The sequence below is a fragment of the Thermomonas paludicola genome (assembly GCF_024498955.1).
Taxonomy (GTDB): Bacteria; Pseudomonadota; Gammaproteobacteria; order Xanthomonadales; family Xanthomonadaceae; genus Thermomonas; species Thermomonas paludicola.
The window spans coordinates 206,913-221,801 of the sequence record NZ_CP093311.1; the positions used below are offsets into that span (position 1 = coordinate 206,913).

The 14,889-nt window shown below is 67.4% G+C and carries 13 protein-coding genes; 12 read left to right on the forward strand and 1 reads right to left on the reverse strand.

The features are described 5' to 3' along the window. Positions 1 to 936 (reverse strand): carbohydrate kinase family protein, encoded by a 936-nt coding sequence (locus LIW09_RS00890; protein WP_256646118.1) that lies wholly within the window; start codon positions 934 to 936, stop codon positions 1 to 3. Positions 937 to 1,153: 217 nt separating this feature from the next. On the opposite strand from LIW09_RS00890, the gene LIW09_RS00895 reads away from it, so the two are divergent. The 12 genes from LIW09_RS00895 (at position 1,154) to LIW09_RS00950 (ending at position 14,832) form a co-directional block, all read left to right on the forward strand. Further along, positions 1,154 to 2,197, forward strand: a complete 1,044-nt coding sequence (locus tag LIW09_RS00895) for a rod shape-determining protein (protein WP_256646119.1) — start codon at positions 1,154 to 1,156, stop codon at positions 2,195 to 2,197. Between the two features lie 159 nt (positions 2,198 to 2,356). Further along, positions 2,357 to 3,256: a rod shape-determining protein MreC gene (mreC, locus tag LIW09_RS00900; protein ID WP_425507897.1), complete on the forward strand. Its 900-nt coding sequence runs from the start codon at positions 2,357 to 2,359 to the stop codon at positions 3,254 to 3,256. Continuing rightward, positions 3,253 to 3,732, forward strand: a complete 480-nt coding sequence (gene mreD / locus LIW09_RS00905) for a rod shape-determining protein MreD (protein ID WP_256646120.1) — start codon at positions 3,253 to 3,255, stop codon at positions 3,730 to 3,732. Before mreC ends, mreD begins: the two co-directional genes overlap by 4 nt. Before the next feature lie 3 nt (positions 3,733 to 3,735). Further along, positions 3,736 to 5,697 carry a penicillin-binding protein 2 gene (gene mrdA / locus LIW09_RS00910; protein ID WP_338064823.1) on the forward strand — a complete coding sequence of 654 codons (1,962 nt, stop codon included), beginning with the start codon at positions 3,736 to 3,738 and terminating at the stop codon, positions 5,695 to 5,697. Beyond that, positions 5,694 to 6,821 (forward strand): rod shape-determining protein RodA, encoded by a 1,128-nt coding sequence (gene rodA, locus LIW09_RS00915; RefSeq protein ID WP_256646121.1) that lies wholly within the window; start codon positions 5,694 to 5,696, stop codon positions 6,819 to 6,821. The genes mrdA and rodA overlap by 4 nt, the downstream gene beginning before the upstream one ends. A 97-nt stretch (positions 6,822 to 6,918) precedes the next feature. Then, a complete protein-coding gene (mltB, locus tag LIW09_RS00920) occupies positions 6,919 to 8,025 on the forward strand; it encodes a lytic murein transglycosylase B (protein ID WP_256646122.1) in 1,107 nt (368 codons plus the stop codon). Then, positions 8,022 to 9,191 carry a septal ring lytic transglycosylase RlpA family protein gene (locus LIW09_RS00925; protein WP_256646123.1) on the forward strand — a complete coding sequence of 390 codons (1,170 nt, stop codon included), beginning with the start codon at positions 8,022 to 8,024 and terminating at the stop codon, positions 9,189 to 9,191. Before mltB ends, LIW09_RS00925 begins: the two co-directional genes overlap by 4 nt. Before the next feature lie 86 nt (positions 9,192 to 9,277). Next, the gene (locus LIW09_RS00930) at positions 9,278 to 10,471 is read left to right on the forward strand and encodes a D-alanyl-D-alanine carboxypeptidase family protein (RefSeq protein WP_425507920.1); all 1,194 of its coding nucleotides are present in this window, start codon (positions 9,278 to 9,280) and stop codon (positions 10,469 to 10,471) included. Further along, positions 10,468 to 10,746 carry a DUF493 family protein gene (locus LIW09_RS00935; RefSeq protein WP_256646125.1) on the forward strand — a complete coding sequence of 93 codons (279 nt, stop codon included), beginning with the start codon at positions 10,468 to 10,470 and terminating at the stop codon, positions 10,744 to 10,746. The genes LIW09_RS00930 and LIW09_RS00935 overlap by 4 nt, the downstream gene beginning before the upstream one ends. Further along, positions 10,734 to 11,450 (forward strand): lipoyl(octanoyl) transferase LipB, encoded by a 717-nt coding sequence (gene lipB / locus LIW09_RS00940; RefSeq protein ID WP_425507898.1) that lies wholly within the window; start codon positions 10,734 to 10,736, stop codon positions 11,448 to 11,450. Before LIW09_RS00935 ends, lipB begins: the two co-directional genes overlap by 13 nt. A gap of 26 nt (positions 11,451 to 11,476) precedes the next feature. Further along, a complete protein-coding gene (gene lipA, locus LIW09_RS00945) occupies positions 11,477 to 12,496 on the forward strand; it encodes a lipoyl synthase (protein WP_256646126.1) in 1,020 nt (339 codons plus the stop codon). A gap of 152 nt (positions 12,497 to 12,648) precedes the next feature. Next, complete coding sequence (locus tag LIW09_RS00950; RefSeq protein WP_256646127.1) at positions 12,649 to 14,832, forward strand: carboxy terminal-processing peptidase; 2,184 nt, start codon at positions 12,649 to 12,651, stop codon at positions 14,830 to 14,832. Positions 14,833 to 14,889 lie beyond the last annotated feature (57 nt).

The window sequence follows — 14,889 nt, forward strand, 5'->3', positions numbered from 1 at the left end:
TTACCCCATCGCGTAGCCGAACTGCTGGCGGAACTGCTCGGAGAATTCGTCGTAGTCGAAGCGCTGGTTCTGGGTGCCCGGGTGCTCCACCTTGAGCGCGCCCATCAGGTTGCCCATGCGGCCGATGGTCATCCAGTCGTAGCCCTTCTCGATGCCGAAGATCAGCCCGGCGCGGAACGCATCGCCGCAGCCGGTGGGATCGGTGACGCGGCGCTCGTGCGCCGGCGGGATGCGGTGGGTGCTGCCGCCTTCGTGGATCTCCGCGCCCTGTGGCCCGCGGGTGGTGATGTAGGCCTTGACCTTGCCGGCGATGGTCGCCTCGTCCCAGCCGGTGCGCTCCTGCAGCAGGTTGGACTCGTAGTCGTTGACGGTGACGTAGTCGGCCAGCTCGATGAAATGGCGCAGCTCCTCGCCGTTGAACAGTGGCATCGCCTGGCCGGGGTCGAAGATGAAGGGGATGCCGGTCTCGTGGAATTCCCTGGCGTTCTGCAGCATGCCCTCGTAGCCGTCCGGGCTGACGATGCCGATGCTGACGCCGGGCACGTTCTTCACGTGGTTCTCGTAGCTGCGCATCATCGCGCCCGGATGGAAGGCGGTGATCTGGTTGTTGTCGTGGTCGGTGGTGATGAACGCCTGCGGGGTGAACAGTTCGTCGATCACCTTGACGTGATCAAGCGTGATGTCCTGCTCGGTGAACCAGTCGCGGTACGGGCCGAAGTCCGCGCCCACCGTGGCCATCGGAATGGGATCGCCGCCCAGCAGCTTGAGGTTGTAGGCGATGTTGCCGGCGCAGCCGCCGAATTCGCGGCGCATGCGCGGCACCAGGAACGACACATTCAGGATGTGCACCTTGTCCGGCAGGATATGGTTCTTGAACTGGTCGGGGAACACCATGATGGTGTCATAGGCCAGGGAACCACAGATCAGGGCAGCCATCGAAGCCTCGGGATAGCAGGATGCAAGGCCGGCCATGATACTGCCTGGCCCCCGGGCGTGATTGCGGATGAACGGCGTGCCGAAGGTTCCTTGCCGCCAGCGAGGGGCGTTGCTAGGCTAACCGGTCTTGGGCACGGCGCGGCCTTGTGCGTCCTCCGCCAGGCTCCTGTCCCGCGTCCTTGCACGCGGCCTCCCCCTCTTCCGGCGCGACTCCAGCATGTTCAAGTTCCTCAGGGGCTATTTTTCCAGCGACCTGTCCATCGACCTCGGCACTGCCAACACCCTCATCTACGTGCGCGGCCAGGGCATCGTCCTCAACGAGCCGTCGGTGGTGGCGGTGCGCCAGGATCGCGGCGGCGGCGCGCGCGCGGTGGCGGCGGTGGGCAGCGAGGCCAAGCAGATGCTGGGCCGCACGCCGGGCCACATGACCACGGTGCGGCCGATGAAGGATGGCGTGATCGCCGACTTCACCTACACCGAGGAAATGCTCAAGCATTTCATCCGCAAGGTGCACAAGAGCCGCTTCCTGCGCCCCAGCCCGCGCGTGCTGGTGTGCGTGCCGGCCGGCAGCACCCAGGTCGAGCGGCGCGCGATCAAGGAGTCGGCGGAAGAGGCCGGCGCGCGCGAGGTGTACCTGATCGAGGAGCCGATGGCCGCGGCGATCGGCGCCGGCATGCCGGTGACCGAGGCGCGCGGTTCGATGGTGGTCGACATCGGCGGTGGCACCACCGAGGTGGCGGTGATCGCGCTGAACGGCATCGTCTATTCGCAGTCGGTACGCATCGGCGGCGACCGCTTCGACGAATCCATCATCGCCTATGTCCGCCGTCACCACGGCATGCTGATTGGCGATGCCACGGCCGAGCGCATCAAGATGGAACTCGGCAACGCCTACCAGCAGCAGCACGTGCGCGAAATGGAAATCTCGGGGCGGCATCTGGCCGAGGGCGTGCCCAAGATCATCCCGATGAATTCCAACGAGGTGCTGGAAGCGCTGCGCGAGCCGCTGGCCGGCATCGTTTCGGCGATTCGGCTGGCGTTGGAGCAGACCCCGCCGGAGCTGTGCGCCGACGTGGCCGAGCGCGGCATCGTGCTGACCGGCGGCGGCGCGCTGCTGCGCGACCTGGACAAGCTGATTTCCGAGGAAACCGGCCTGCACGTGCAGGTGGCCGACGACCCGCTGACCTGCGTGGCACGCGGCGGCGGGCGTGCGCTGGAACTGGTGGACATGCACGGCAACGAGTTTTTCGCCCCCGAATGAGCTGCACGGCCCGCGTCCGGCAAGCGCCGGGCGCGCGCCGGCAGCGACGGCATGGACGTGTTCGCTGCCTCACGAACCTGCGACATCGTTTGCGCGCCCACCCGCATGGGCCAAACTGTTGCTTCAATCTTCCTTCCCGCCACCAGTTGACCCACTGACGTGCCCAGCCATGCCGGTTCCCCCGCTGCCCGTCCCGGCGAAGTCGCCGGCGTGTTGCGACTGCTGGCGTTTTTGATCCTGGCCACTGCGCTGATGGTGCTGGACTACCGTGGCGGTTGGCTGCACGCGTTGCGCGCGCGCGCGGAGGCCGCCGTGCAGCCGCTGTGGTGGTTGGCCGGGCAGCCGGCCCGGGTAGGCACTGCCCTGCGCGAGAATGCGGTGACCCGTGCCCAGCTTGCAGCCGACAATGCCCGCCTGCGCCAAGCCCTGCTGCTGACCGCCGCCCGCAACGCGCGCCTGCGCACGGCGGCCGCCGAGAATGCGCGCTTGCGCGGCCTGCTGGATAGCGCCGAACGTGCGCGCCTGGACGTGCAACTGGCCGGCGTGCTGGATATTGACCTGGATCCCACCCGCCAGCGCCTGTTGCTGGATGCGGGCAGCAGCGGCGGCGTGCGTGTGGGCCAGCCGGTCATCGATGCCGGTGGGCTGATGGGGCAGGTCATCGCCACCACGCCCACCACGGCCACCGTGCTGCTGGTGACCGATCCCGACCATGTGGTGCCGGTGATGGTGGCGCGCAGCGGCGTGCGCCTGGTGGTGTATGGCACTGGCCGCAGCGATGCCCTGCTGTTGGCGGACGTGCCGTTGTCGGCCGACGTGCGCAGAGGAGACCAATTGCTGACCTCGGGGCTGGGCGATCGCTTCCCGCCGGGCTTCACCGTGGGCACGGTGGGGACGCTGCGCGCCGATGACAGCCGTGCCTTCCTGGAAGCCGACGTCACCCCGGCGGCACAGCTGGATCGTGGTCGCGACGTCCTGCTGCTGCGCGGCTACCGGGCGCCGTTGGCGATGGCGGGTGCCAATGCGCCTGCGCCCGCCGGCAAGCAGGTGCGGCCATGAGCCGGCCGCGCAGCGGCTGGCTGTTGCCGGTCAGCTTGTTGCTGGCCCTGCTGCTGGGGCTGGTGCCGTTGCCGGGCCTGTTGCAACCGCTGCGGCCGTACTGGCTGGCCTTGGTGCTGGCGTACTGGCTGCTGGAGGCGCCGCATCGGGTGGGCATGGGGGCCGCGTTTGCGCTTGGCTTGCTGGCCGATCTCGCCTTCGGCGGGCTGCTGGGCGAACAGGCGCTGCGCCTGGTGGTGCTGGCCTTCATTCTGGACCGCTTCCGCGCGCGGCTGCGATTCTTCCCGATGTCGCAGCAGGCGCTGGCGGTCGGCGTGCTGCTGCTCAATGATCGCGTGATCAATGCGGTGATCCATGTGGTGATGGGCGTGCCGCAGCTGCCGTGGGCATATTGGCTCACGCCGCTGCTGGGCATGCTGCTGTGGCCGCCGCTGCGCCTGCTGCTGGACGCGCTGCGGCTGCGCCGGCGTGGCTGAGCCATGATCCGCCGTGTCCGCATCCTCAAGGACCACGCTGCCGAGGCCGCGCAGTTCCGACGGCGCGCGCTGGTCGGCTTCCTTGGCGTGCTGGTCGGGCTGGGAGCGCTGGGCCTCTGGTATTTCAAGCTGCAGGTGGTGCAGCACGCGCTGTATGCCACCCGCTCGGAGAGCAACCGCCTGCGGCTGGTGCCGGTGGCGCCCGCGCGCGGCCTGATCTACGACCGCAAGGGCCGGATCCTGGCCGACAACGTGGCGGCCTGGCGGCTGGATGCGGTGCCGGAGCGTGCGGGAGACGGTGCCGCGTTGCTGGCTGGATTGCAGGGCGTGGTGGCGCTGGATGCCGAGCAGCAGGCGCAGTTCCTGCGCGACTACCGTGCGGCGCGGCCGTTCAAGCCGGTGACCCTGAAACTGCGGGTGAGCGACGACGAAGCGGCCCGCTTCGCGGTCAATCGTTGGCGCTTCCCGGGGGTGGACCTGGTGCCGTATTTGGGGCGTGTGTATCCCTATGGGGCACTGCTGGCACACGTGGTGGGCTATGTCGCGCGCGCCGATGAAAAAGATCTGGCGGGGCTGGGGGATGCCGGCGGTGCCTATACCCACGTCGGCAAGTCGGGGCTGGAGCGCTATTACGAAGTGCAGCTGCGCGGGAAACCGGGTTATCGGCGGCTGGAAACCAACGTGGCCGGGCGCACGGTGCGCGCACTGGACACGGTGCCTGCCGTGCCGGGCGCGGATCTGCGGCTGTCGATCGACATCGACCTGCAGCAGGCGATGACCGATGCATTTGGCGAGCTGGAAGGGTCGGCGGTGGCGGTGGATCCGCGCACTGGCGAAATCCTGGCAATGGTCAGCCTGCCGGCGTTCGATCCCAACCTGTTCGTCAACGGCATCAGCCACGCCGAGTTCAGGGCGCTCAATGACAATCCCTCGCGCCCGCAGTTCAACCGGGTGGTGCTGGGCGGCGTTGCCCCGGGCTCCACCATCAAGCCGTTGCTGGGCTTGGCGGGGTTGGACAGCGGCACGCGCCGCGCCGAGGACAAGATACTTTCGACCGGCATGTTCTACCTGCCGGGGCAGAAACGCGGTTATGGCGATTCGCACCGTGGTGGCCACGGCTGGACCGACCTGCGCAAGTCGATCTACGAATCGGTCAACACCTACTACTACAAGCTGGCGCTGGACATGGGCATCGCCCGCGTCGATGACTACATGGCGCGCTATGGCTTCGGCAAACCGACCGGAGTGGATCTGGCGGGCGAAATCGGCGGCAATCTGCCTTCGCCGCAGTGGAAGGCGAAATATGCGCCGAAGCAGGGCCACTGGTATCCGGGCGATACCGTCATCACCGCCATTGGCCAGGGCTTCTGGAAGGTGACGCCGCTGCAGTTGGCGCAGGCCACCGGCGGGCTGGCCAGCGGCTGGCTGCGGCCACCGCATCTGGTGAAGGACATGCGCGCCGGGTTCCAGGCGCCGTGGGCCCCCGTGCCGCTGCAGCCGGCCCGCCGCATCAGCGACAACCCGGCCCATCTGCAGGCGGTGCGCGAAGGCATGATCGCCACCGTGCACGGCCCCGGAACGGCCACCAACATCCGCCCCGGGCTGACCTATCTGATTGCCGGCAAGACCGGCACGGCACAGGTGGTCAGCCGGCGCGGGACGGCGGCGCTGAATCCGCGCAGCCTGCCGATGCATCTTCGCCATCGCGCGTTGTTCATCGCGTTTGCACCCGCCGATGCGCCGACCATCGCCATTGCCGTGGCCATCGAGGGTGGCGGCTACGGGGCGGCCACCGCCGCGCCGATTGCACGCAAGGTGTTCGATGCGTGGCTGCTGGGCAAAAAGCCGGAGCCGCCGAAGCCGGAAGGCACGCTGCTGCCCGTGGCCACGCTTCCGGATTTTTCCAACGTCATCGGCAGTCCCGGTGCCGACCGCGTGCCGTCGCCGGTGAAGGAGGGTAAATGAGCTTCCTGCTGCGCTGGCTGCTGGAGCTGCTGCAGCGGTTCACGCGCAGCCTTGACCTGCCCTTGCTGGCCCTGCTGCTGGCCCTGATGGGGATTGGCCTGGTCACCCAGTACAGCGCCAGCAATGAGTCCGTGCGCGGGGTGGTGATGCAGGGTGCGTTCTTCTGCGTGGGCCTGGGTGCCTTGTGGGCCGTGTCGCGGGTGCCGGTGCATCTGCTCAAGCAGGCCACGCCAGCGGTGTTCGTGGCCTCGCTGCTGCCAATGGTGCTGGTGCTGTTCATCGGCAGCGGCAAGTACGGCAACCACTGGATCAACCTCGGCTTTTTCAACGTGCAGCCGTCCGAGTTGTCCAAGCTGACCCTGCCGATGATGCTGGCCTGGCATTTCGACCGGTATCGCCTGCCGCCGCGCTTCCCGGTGCTGCTTGGCGCGGTGGCGATCATCGCGCTGCCGGTGGGGTTGACCCTGCTCCAGCACGACCTGGGCACGGCGGTGCTGATCCTGGCCACCGGCGTGTTCGTGCTGTTCCTGGCCGGCACCTCCTGGTGGTGGTGGGGCGCGGCCGGCGCGGTGGGCGGCGGCGGCTTCGCGCTGGCCATGTTCGCGCCGATCGCGTGGCTGGGCTTCCTGCGGCCCTATCAGCAGAACCGCATCCTCACTTTCCGCAATCCCGACAATGACCCGATGGGCGCGGGTTGGAACATCCTGCAATCGCAAATCGCCATTGGCGGCGGCGGCCTGACCGGCAAGGGCTGGGGACAGGGCACCCAGTCGCACCTGAACTACCTGCCCGAGCACACCACCGACTTCGCCTTCTCGGTGCTGGCCGAGGATTTCGGCTGGCTCGGCGTGGCCGTGGTGCTGCTGCTGTACCTGTGCGTGATCACGCGTTGCCTGTGGATCGCGGCCGACTCGCGCGATGGCTATGCGCGCCTGCTGGCCGGTGCCATCGGACTGTCGCTGTTCGTGTACGTGTTGGTCAATGGCGGCATGATCTCCGGCCTGCTGCCGGTGGTGGGCGTGCCGATGCCGCTGCTGAGCTACGGCGGCACCTCGGCGGTGACCATCCTGCTGGGCTTTGGCGTGGTGATGGCGCTGAAAGCGCACCGGCCGGTGCATCGGTGACATGCGTTTCGTGTCCCGGCGCAGGGGCTCCGGTTCACGGTTCAAACTGAATGCGCCATTCCGATTCTGTTTGCGGTGCGTGCTACCCTCCGCGCCGATGACCCGACGCACTTTGCCCAGCCTTGCCGCGCTCGCGCTTGCCGCGTGCGCGACCGTACCCCAGACGTCGCGGGTGCCCGCACCGACACCGCTGCCGGTGGCTGCCACACCGCTGCCGACAGCGGCGCATGAGCGCGATATGGAGGTCGCCCGCGCCGAGTTCGCGCGCACCACCGCGCAGCGCTTCGGCATTCCCGCCGCGCAGATCGAAGCGGTGCTGGCCCACGCGCAGATCCGCGATTCCATCGTCAGGGCGATGGCGCGGCCGGCCGAAGCGAAACCGTGGCGGGACTATCGGCCGATCTTCATCCAGCCGGCGCGGATCGATGGGGGGCGCGCCTTCCTCGAAGAAAATCGCGCCGCGCTGCAGCGCGCCGAAGACACCTACGGCGTGCCAAAGGAAGTCGTCACCGCGATCATCGGCGTGGAAACCAGCTACGGCGGCAACAAGGGCAGCTATCCGGTGGTGGATGCGCTGTACACGCTGGCCTTCGCCTACCCGCGCAGCGGCGATCCGGCGCGCGTGGCCTACGAGGACAAGCGCGAGGCGTTCTTCCGCGACGAACTGGCGCAGCTGTTCGCGCTTGGGAAAGAGGAAGGGGTCGACATCACGCAGCTGAAAGGCAGCTATGCCGGCGCGATGGGCTGGGGCCAGTTCATGCCGTCCAGTTACCGCCAGTACGCGGTGGATGGCGATGGCGACGGCAAGCGCGATTTGTTCAATGATCTCGACGACGTGATCGCGTCGGTGGCGAACTACTTCGCGAAGAAGGGCAAGTGGGAGCGCAGCGGGCCGGTGATGGCGCGCGCGGCCCGCGATCCGGGTGCGGCTGATTTCGTCAATCCAGGCAATGCGGTCAGCCTCGACCAAACCCTGGCGTCATTGCAGGCGAAGGGCTACCGCCCGGTCGATCTGCGCTTCGTTTACACCGATGCGGGGCCGCAGGCGACCCTGGTCACCCTGGATGGCGTGGCCGGGCCGGAATACTGGCTGGTCTTCAACAATTTCAAGGCGATCACCGCGTACAACACCTCGCGGCTGTACGCGACCGCCGTGTTCCAGCTGGCCGAGGCCATTGCCGGTCGCGCGACGGATCCCGCATGAAGGCGCATGCGCTGCTGCTGGCCGCGTTGCCGCTGCTGCTGGCCGCCTGTGCGACCACCGGAGGCGCGGCCAAGGCGCCGGTGCAGGCCGGCAGCGCGCCGCCGCCCGCCCCTGTCGCGCACAAGGGCAAGGTCTCGCCCTATGCGCCCGCGCAGGAAGATCCGTCCAAGCGCGGCGACTACGTGGCAGGAGGATTGTTCCGCCCCGGCGAGTCCGACACCGTGCCGGATGAGATTCCCGACGTGGACGCGATTCCCGAGCCGGAGGTGCGCGACGAACCGCGTGCGCGCACCGGCAATCGCGATTACGCGGTGCTGGGCAAGCGCTATGCGGTGCTGGACAATCCTTCCGGTTACGTCGAAGAAGGCCTGGCTTCGTATTACGGCAACAAATTCCATGGCCGGCGCACCTCCAGCCAGGAGGTGTACGACATGTACGCCTTCAGCGCGGCGCACAAGACCCTGCCGCTCCCCAGCTTCGCGCGGGTGACCAATCTCGACAACGGCAGGTCGGTGATCGTGCGCATCAATGATCGTGGCCCCTTCCATCCGGGGCGGGTGATCGACCTCAGCTATGCGGCGGCGGTCAAGCTGGGTTATCGGGAAAAAGGCACCGCCCGGGTCCGGGTTGAGGCATTGACGGCGGACGACGATGGCGACGCGCCGCACACGGCGATGGACACGCTGATCGGAAAGCTGCCCGCGGACGCTGCGTCGTCGCCGGCGGGCAACCGCTTTGACATGCGCCAGGATGGGCGGGTGATGGGGGCCGACGAATTCGATGCGTGGATGCGTTCGCGGCGCATCCGCGTGGCCACCGGCAAGCCGGCGTTGGCGATGGCGTCTGCGGCAACGGCGCTGGCGACGCAGGCGGTGTCGGCGCCGCTCGCGGCGCAGCCCGAAACGCCGGTGGCGGTGGTTGCCGCGCCGGTGGCGGGCGAGGTCACCCTGCAGGTGGCCAGCTTCAGCAATCCGCAGAACGCGCAGCGTGCGCTGTCCCTGCTGCAGGAGGCGGCGATCGCGCGCGCGCAGCTGCAGGATGTGGACGTGGGCGGGAAGAAAATCTGGCGGCTGAGGATCGGCCCGGTCAGCGAAGCCGTGACTGCGGAACTTGCGGCGCGCATCGTGGGTCTGGGATTCGGCCAGCCGCAACGGATCAGGAACTGATCGGGCGCGGTAAAATGCCCGTTTGAAATACACGTGCGCCGCGTCTGCGCAATCTCAGGAGTTGTCCCGGAATGCATCCCCGTTCGCTGTTGTTCGTGTCGCTGGCCGCCGCCGGCATCGTCTTGGGTTCAGGCTTGGCTATCGCCCAGATTCCCGCGCCTGCCCGCCCGGTTGCGCTCAGCGATGCACTGCCGATTCCGGACGCGCCCGCGCCCAAGGTCAGCAAGGCGTGGGTGTTGCTGGATGCCGCCACCGGGCAGGTGCTGGCCGGCGACAACATCGACACCCCGGTGGAGCCGGCCAGCATCACCAAGGTGATGACCAGCTATGTGATCGCCGCGGAAATGGCCGCAGGCAAGGTCAAGCGGGATGATCCCGTGCTGATGAGCGAGCACGCCTGGCGCGAAGGTGGCGCCGCCACCGACGGCAGCTACAGCGGCTTCGAGGTCAACAAGACCGCGCCGCTGGTGGAAATGGAAAAGGGCATGGTGGTGCAGTCGGGCAACGATGCCGCGATTGCCCTGGCCGAACACGTGGCCGGCAGCGAAGAAGCCTTTGCGCAGCTGATGAACGCCTATGCCAAGAAGATCGGAATGCGCAATTCCCACTTCGTCAATCCGCACGGGCTGTCCACCGAAGGGCATGTGTCCACCGCCCATGATCTGGCGCTGCTGGGACGTGCGCTGATCCACGATTTCCCGGAAGCCTATTCCTACAACAAGCTCAAGGAATTCACGGTCGGCCCGATCACCCAGCCCAACCGCAACCTGCTGCTGTGGCGCGATGCCTCGGTCGATGGCATCAAGACCGGCCACACCTCCCGCGCCGGCTATTGCCTGATGGCATCGGCCAAGCGTGGCGACCAGCGCTTGATCAGTGTGGTGATGGGCGATACCAGCGAGAACCAGCGCGCGGTGGATGCGCAGGCGCTGCTGAACTGGGGCTTCCGTTTCTACGAATCGCATCGCCTGTATGACGTGGGCAAGTCGCTGGCAACACCCAAGGTGTGGAAGGGCGCGGCCGACGTGGTCAAGGTCGGCGTGGCGCAGCCGCTTCTGGTGTCCACGCCGCGCGGCAAGTACGAGCATCTGAAGGCCAGCATGGACCTGCCGAAGTCGCTGGTGGCGCCGATCGCCAAGGGCCAGCGGCTGGGAACGGTGAAGGTGATGTTCGACGGCAAGCCGGTGGCGCAGGCGCCGCTGGTGGCGCTGGAGGCGGTGGAAGAGGGCGGCTTCTTCAAGCGCCTGTGGCACGAACTGCTGATGTGGTGGCAGGGATGATGCCGAACTCGGACAACCCCGAGCACGGCTTCCAGTTCCCCGGCACCTTCGAGCTGTCGGCGATGGGCGCGGCCGAACGGCACCTGGAAAGCGAACTGCCGCAGCATCTGCTGGACGCCGGCATCGAAGTGCTGAGCGAATCGGTGAACTGGCGGCATTCCTCCAGCGGCAAGTACGTGTCGGTGCGGATCGCGTTTCGCGCCGATTCGCGCGAGGACTATGACCGCGCGCACCAGGCCCTGCGCGACCATCCCGAGGTGAAGTGGACGCTGTGAAGTCCGAGGCCTCTCCCTGCGCGCTGCAAGCGTCGGGTGCGGCGGCGGCGCGCACCGGCATCACCCGCGATCTGGGTCACCAACGGTATGAGCCGGTGTGGCGCGCCATGCAGGCGTTCACCGATGCGCGCACGGATGCCACCCCCGATGAGCTGTGGCTGGTCGAGCACGAACCGGTGTTCACCCTGGGCCAGGCCGGCAAGCCGGAACACGTGCTGTTGCCGGGCGCGATCCCGGTGCTCCACGTCGATCGCGGCGGCCAGGTCACCTACCACGGGCCCGGCCAGATCGTGGCCTACCCGCTGCTGGACCTGAAGCGTCTGAAGATCGGCGTGCGCGAGTACGTCTGCAAGATCGAGCAGGCGATCATCGACACGCTGGCCGAATGGAACATCGGCGCCGCGCGCAAGGACGGCGCGCCGGGTGTGTACGTGGGCGCTGCCAAGATCGCCTCGCTGGGCATCCGCGTGCGCCGTGGCTGCACCTTCCACGGGCTGGCATTCAACATCACCGGCGACAGCACGCCGCCGTTCGCCCGCATCAATCCCTGCGGCTATGCGGGCCTGCAAGTGGTGGCGCTGCAGGATCTGGGCGGCCCGTCCTCGCTGGAGGCCGTCAAGCCGGTGTTGCAGGCCCAGCTGGGCCGGCAGTTCCGGCTGCAATGGGAGCATGACGCGGCGCTGCCGGGGCCTCTGGCGGACTGAGCCCGGTTGTGCGCGATAATTGCGCCATGAGCACTCATCCCCGCAGCATTCCGCTCGCCGTCGTTGCCGATGGCGCCCCTTCATTGGAGCCGGGCGTGCGCCAGGTGGCCGACCAGAAAATCGCGCGTTCGCCGGTGCAGTTTGCCGACGCGCCGGTGCTGCGCAAGCCGAGCTGGATCCGCGTGCGCATTCCCGCCGGCAACGCCGTGCAGGCGCTGAAGTCCAAGCTGCGCGAGAACCGGTTGGTGACCGTGTGCGAGGAAGCCAGCTGCCCGAACATCCACGAATGCTTCAGCCACGGCACCGCGACCTTCATGATCCTCGGCGAGGTTTGCACCCGCCGTTGCAGTTTCTGCGACGTGGCCCACGGCCGCCCCCAGCCGCCGGATCCCGCCGAGCCGCTGCGGCTGGCGCAGACGGTGAAGGACATGGGGCTGCGCTACGTGGTGATCACCAGCGTGGATCGCGACGACCTGCGCGACGGCGGCGCCGGCCACTTCGTGGACTGCATCACCGCCATTCGCGAGTTCACGCCCGCTACCAAAATCGAAATCCTCACCCCCGATTTCCGCGGCAAGGGGCGCATGGATCGCGCGCTGGAGATTCTTGCGGTCAATCCGCCGGACGTGTTCAACCACAACGTCGAGACGGTGCCGGACCTGTACCGCAACGTGCGCCCTGGCGCGGACTACCAGTGGTCGCTGACCCTGCTGCAAAAGTTCAAGGCGCAGCACCCGGCCATTCCCACCAAGTCGGGAATCATGCTTGGCCTTGGCGAGACCATGGAGCAGGTGCAGGGCACCCTGCGCGACCTGCGCGCGCACGACGTGGAAATGGTGACCATCGGCCAGTACCTGCAGCCCAGCGCGCATCACCATCCGGTGCTGCGTTACTGGACGCCGGACGAGTTCCAGGCTTTGGCGGATTACGGCCACGCGCTCGGGTTTGCCAACGTCGCGTCCGGGCCGATGGTGCGCTCCAGCTACCACGCCGACCGTCAGGCGGCTGCCCGCCTGGCCACCGCCGATGCGGGCGCACCGGTTTGAGCCGCCTCGTGAGGGCGGCGTTCACATAACCGCACCCCGGGCCGTTACAGTGAAATGCAACGCAGTGGTGCAACTTTCAGCACTGGTGCGTGGTCGATGCTTCACCCATCCTGCCCGTATCCCCCATGCGGCCCCCACGTCGCGGAACCACGATGATTCGCAACCGACCCCTGCTCGTTTTTTCCCTGGCGCTGGCATTGGCCACGCCGCTTGCCCTGTTGGCCGGCAGCAGCGACATCGCCCCCGCGTCCGGCCCTACCCAGGACCAGGCCACCACCTCGCGCATGGTGTATGGCGTGCTGTCCGACAGTCGCTATGCCTATCGCCCGCGTGCGCTGGATGATGCGCTGTCGGGCGAGATCCTGACCGGGTACCTGAAAGCGCTGGATCCGGGCAAGGTGTTCTTCACCGCCCAGGATGTCGCCGGCTTCGGCAGGTACGCCACCACGCTGGACGATGCGATCAAAAGCGGCCAGGTGGATCCGGCATGGGCAATATTCGCGATCTACCGCCAGCGCGTCGAAGCGCGTATCGCGTATGCGCGCGAGCAGCTCAAGGGCAATTTCGATTTCAGCAAGGATGAGCGCTACGCCTACGACCGCAAGGATGCGCCGTGGGCTGATGATGCCGCCCTGAATCAGCTGTGGCGGCAGTCGGTGAAGAACGATTGGCTGCGCCTGAAACTGGCCGGCAAGCAGCCCGACGAGATCCGCAAGACGCTGGACAAGCGCTATGCCAACCTCATTTCCAGCGTGCAGGAATTGAAGGGTGACGAGATTTTCCAGAGCTTCATGAATGCCTACAGCGGCAGCATCGATCCGCACACGGACTACATGAATCCGCGCAGCGCGGAAAACTTCAACGTGCAGATGTCCAATTCGCTGGAAGGCATCGGTGCCGTGTTGTTCCGCCAGGACGACGTGGTGGTGGTGCGCGAGATGGTGCCGGGCGGCCCGGCTGCGCGCAGCGGCAAGCTCAAGTCGGGCGACCGCATCGTGGGCGTCGGCCAGGGCAGCAGCGGCGAAATGAAGGACGTGATCGGTTGGCGCATCGATGACGTGGTGCAGATGATTCGCGGCGCGGCCAACACCCAGGTGCGCCTGGACGTGGTTCCTGCCGAAGCACCGCTGGACAGCAAGCCGCAGCTGGTGCAGCTGACCCGCGCCAAGGTGCGCATCGAGGATGCGCGTGCCAAGGCCGAAACCATCGTGGTGCCGGCGGCTGCCGGACAGGCCGCGCGCCGGATCGGCGTGATCAAGCTGCCCGGCTTCTACCAGGACTTCGATGCGCGCCGCCGCAATGACCCCAATTACGCATCGGCCACCCGCGACGTGGCCAGGATGCTGGTGGAGTTCCGCGCGCAGAAGCTCGATGGCGTGGTGCTGGACCTGCGCGGCAACGGCGGCGGCTCGCTCAGCGAAGCGGTGGAGCTGACCGGGCTGTTCATCGACAAGGGCCCGGTGGTGCAGGTGCGCGAGTCGGGCGGCCGGGTCAACGTGCAATACGACCAGGATGCAGGCGTGGCCTGGGACGGGCCGCTGGCGGTACTGGTCAATCGCGGCTCGGCGTCGGCGTCGGAAATCGTGGCCGGTGCGATCAAGGATTACGGGCGCGGCCTGGTCATCGGCGAGACCACGTTCGGCAAGGGGACCGTGCAGACCATGCTGGACCTGGATCGCTGGCCGGCCAACGAGAAGCCGCGCTTCGGCGAGATCAAGCTGACCGTGGCGCAGTTCTTCCGCCCGGATGGCAGCAGCACCCAGAACAAGGGCGTGGAGCCGGACGTGGCGTTCCCGGTCAGCGTGGATGCCAGTGAGTTCGGCGAGAGCACCTATCCCAACGCGCTGCCGTGGACGCGCATTGCTGCCGCACCGCATGTGCGCTACGGCAATTTCACGCCGCTGCTGCCGCAGTTGGCCGTGCTGCACCAGGCGCGCTCGGCCAAGGACGTGGAATACCAGTGGTGGGTCGAGGACGTGCGCAAGTTCCGCGAGGAACAGGCCAAGAAGTCGATTTCGTTGAATGAAGCCGCGCGCCGCGACGAGCGCGATGCATTCGAGGCGCAGCGCAAGCAGCGCACCGAAGAGCGCAAGCGCCTCGGCATTGCGCTGGATCCGCTGCTGGATGCGCGCGCCGATGATGGCCTGACCGCCGACGAGCGCAACGTGGCGGATTCGGTGGCGCGCGAAGAGGCTGCAAAGAAGCTCACCGATCCGCTGCTGCGCGAATCCGCGGCAATCCTTGCCGATGCCGTCGCCCTGCTGGGCAAGGATGCCAAGCTTGCGGCGCAGGTGCTGCCGGCCACGCGCAACGCGTCCGGTCACTGGGCCGACTGACCGCACGCGACCTTCAATTTCTTCATGCATTCCCCAGCGGGCACCTTCGGGTGCCCG

Coding starts and splice junctions, on each gene's coding strand:
- mreD (WP_256646120.1), top strand. CDS start 3,253: ATGAGCCGGCCGCGCAGCGGCTGGCTGTTGCCGGTCAGCTTGTTGCTG.
- rodA (WP_256646121.1), top strand. CDS start 5,694: ATGAGCTTCCTGCTGCGCTGGCTGCTGGAGCTGCTGCAGCGGTTCACG.
- LIW09_RS00890 (WP_256646118.1), bottom strand. CDS start 936: ATGGCTGCCCTGATCTGTGGTTCCCTGGCCTATGACACCATCATGGTG.
- mltB (WP_256646122.1), top strand. CDS start 6,919: ATGACCCGACGCACTTTGCCCAGCCTTGCCGCGCTCGCGCTTGCCGCG.
- mrdA (WP_338064823.1), top strand. CDS start 3,736: ATGATCCGCCGTGTCCGCATCCTCAAGGACCACGCTGCCGAGGCCGCG.
- LIW09_RS00935 (WP_256646125.1), top strand. CDS start 10,468: ATGATGCCGAACTCGGACAACCCCGAGCACGGCTTCCAGTTCCCCGGC.
- LIW09_RS00895 (WP_256646119.1), top strand. CDS start 1,154: ATGTTCAAGTTCCTCAGGGGCTATTTTTCCAGCGACCTGTCCATCGAC.
- lipA (WP_256646126.1), top strand. CDS start 11,477: ATGAGCACTCATCCCCGCAGCATTCCGCTCGCCGTCGTTGCCGATGGC.
- LIW09_RS00925 (WP_256646123.1), top strand. CDS start 8,022: ATGAAGGCGCATGCGCTGCTGCTGGCCGCGTTGCCGCTGCTGCTGGCC.
- LIW09_RS00950 (WP_256646127.1), top strand. CDS start 12,649: ATGATTCGCAACCGACCCCTGCTCGTTTTTTCCCTGGCGCTGGCATTG.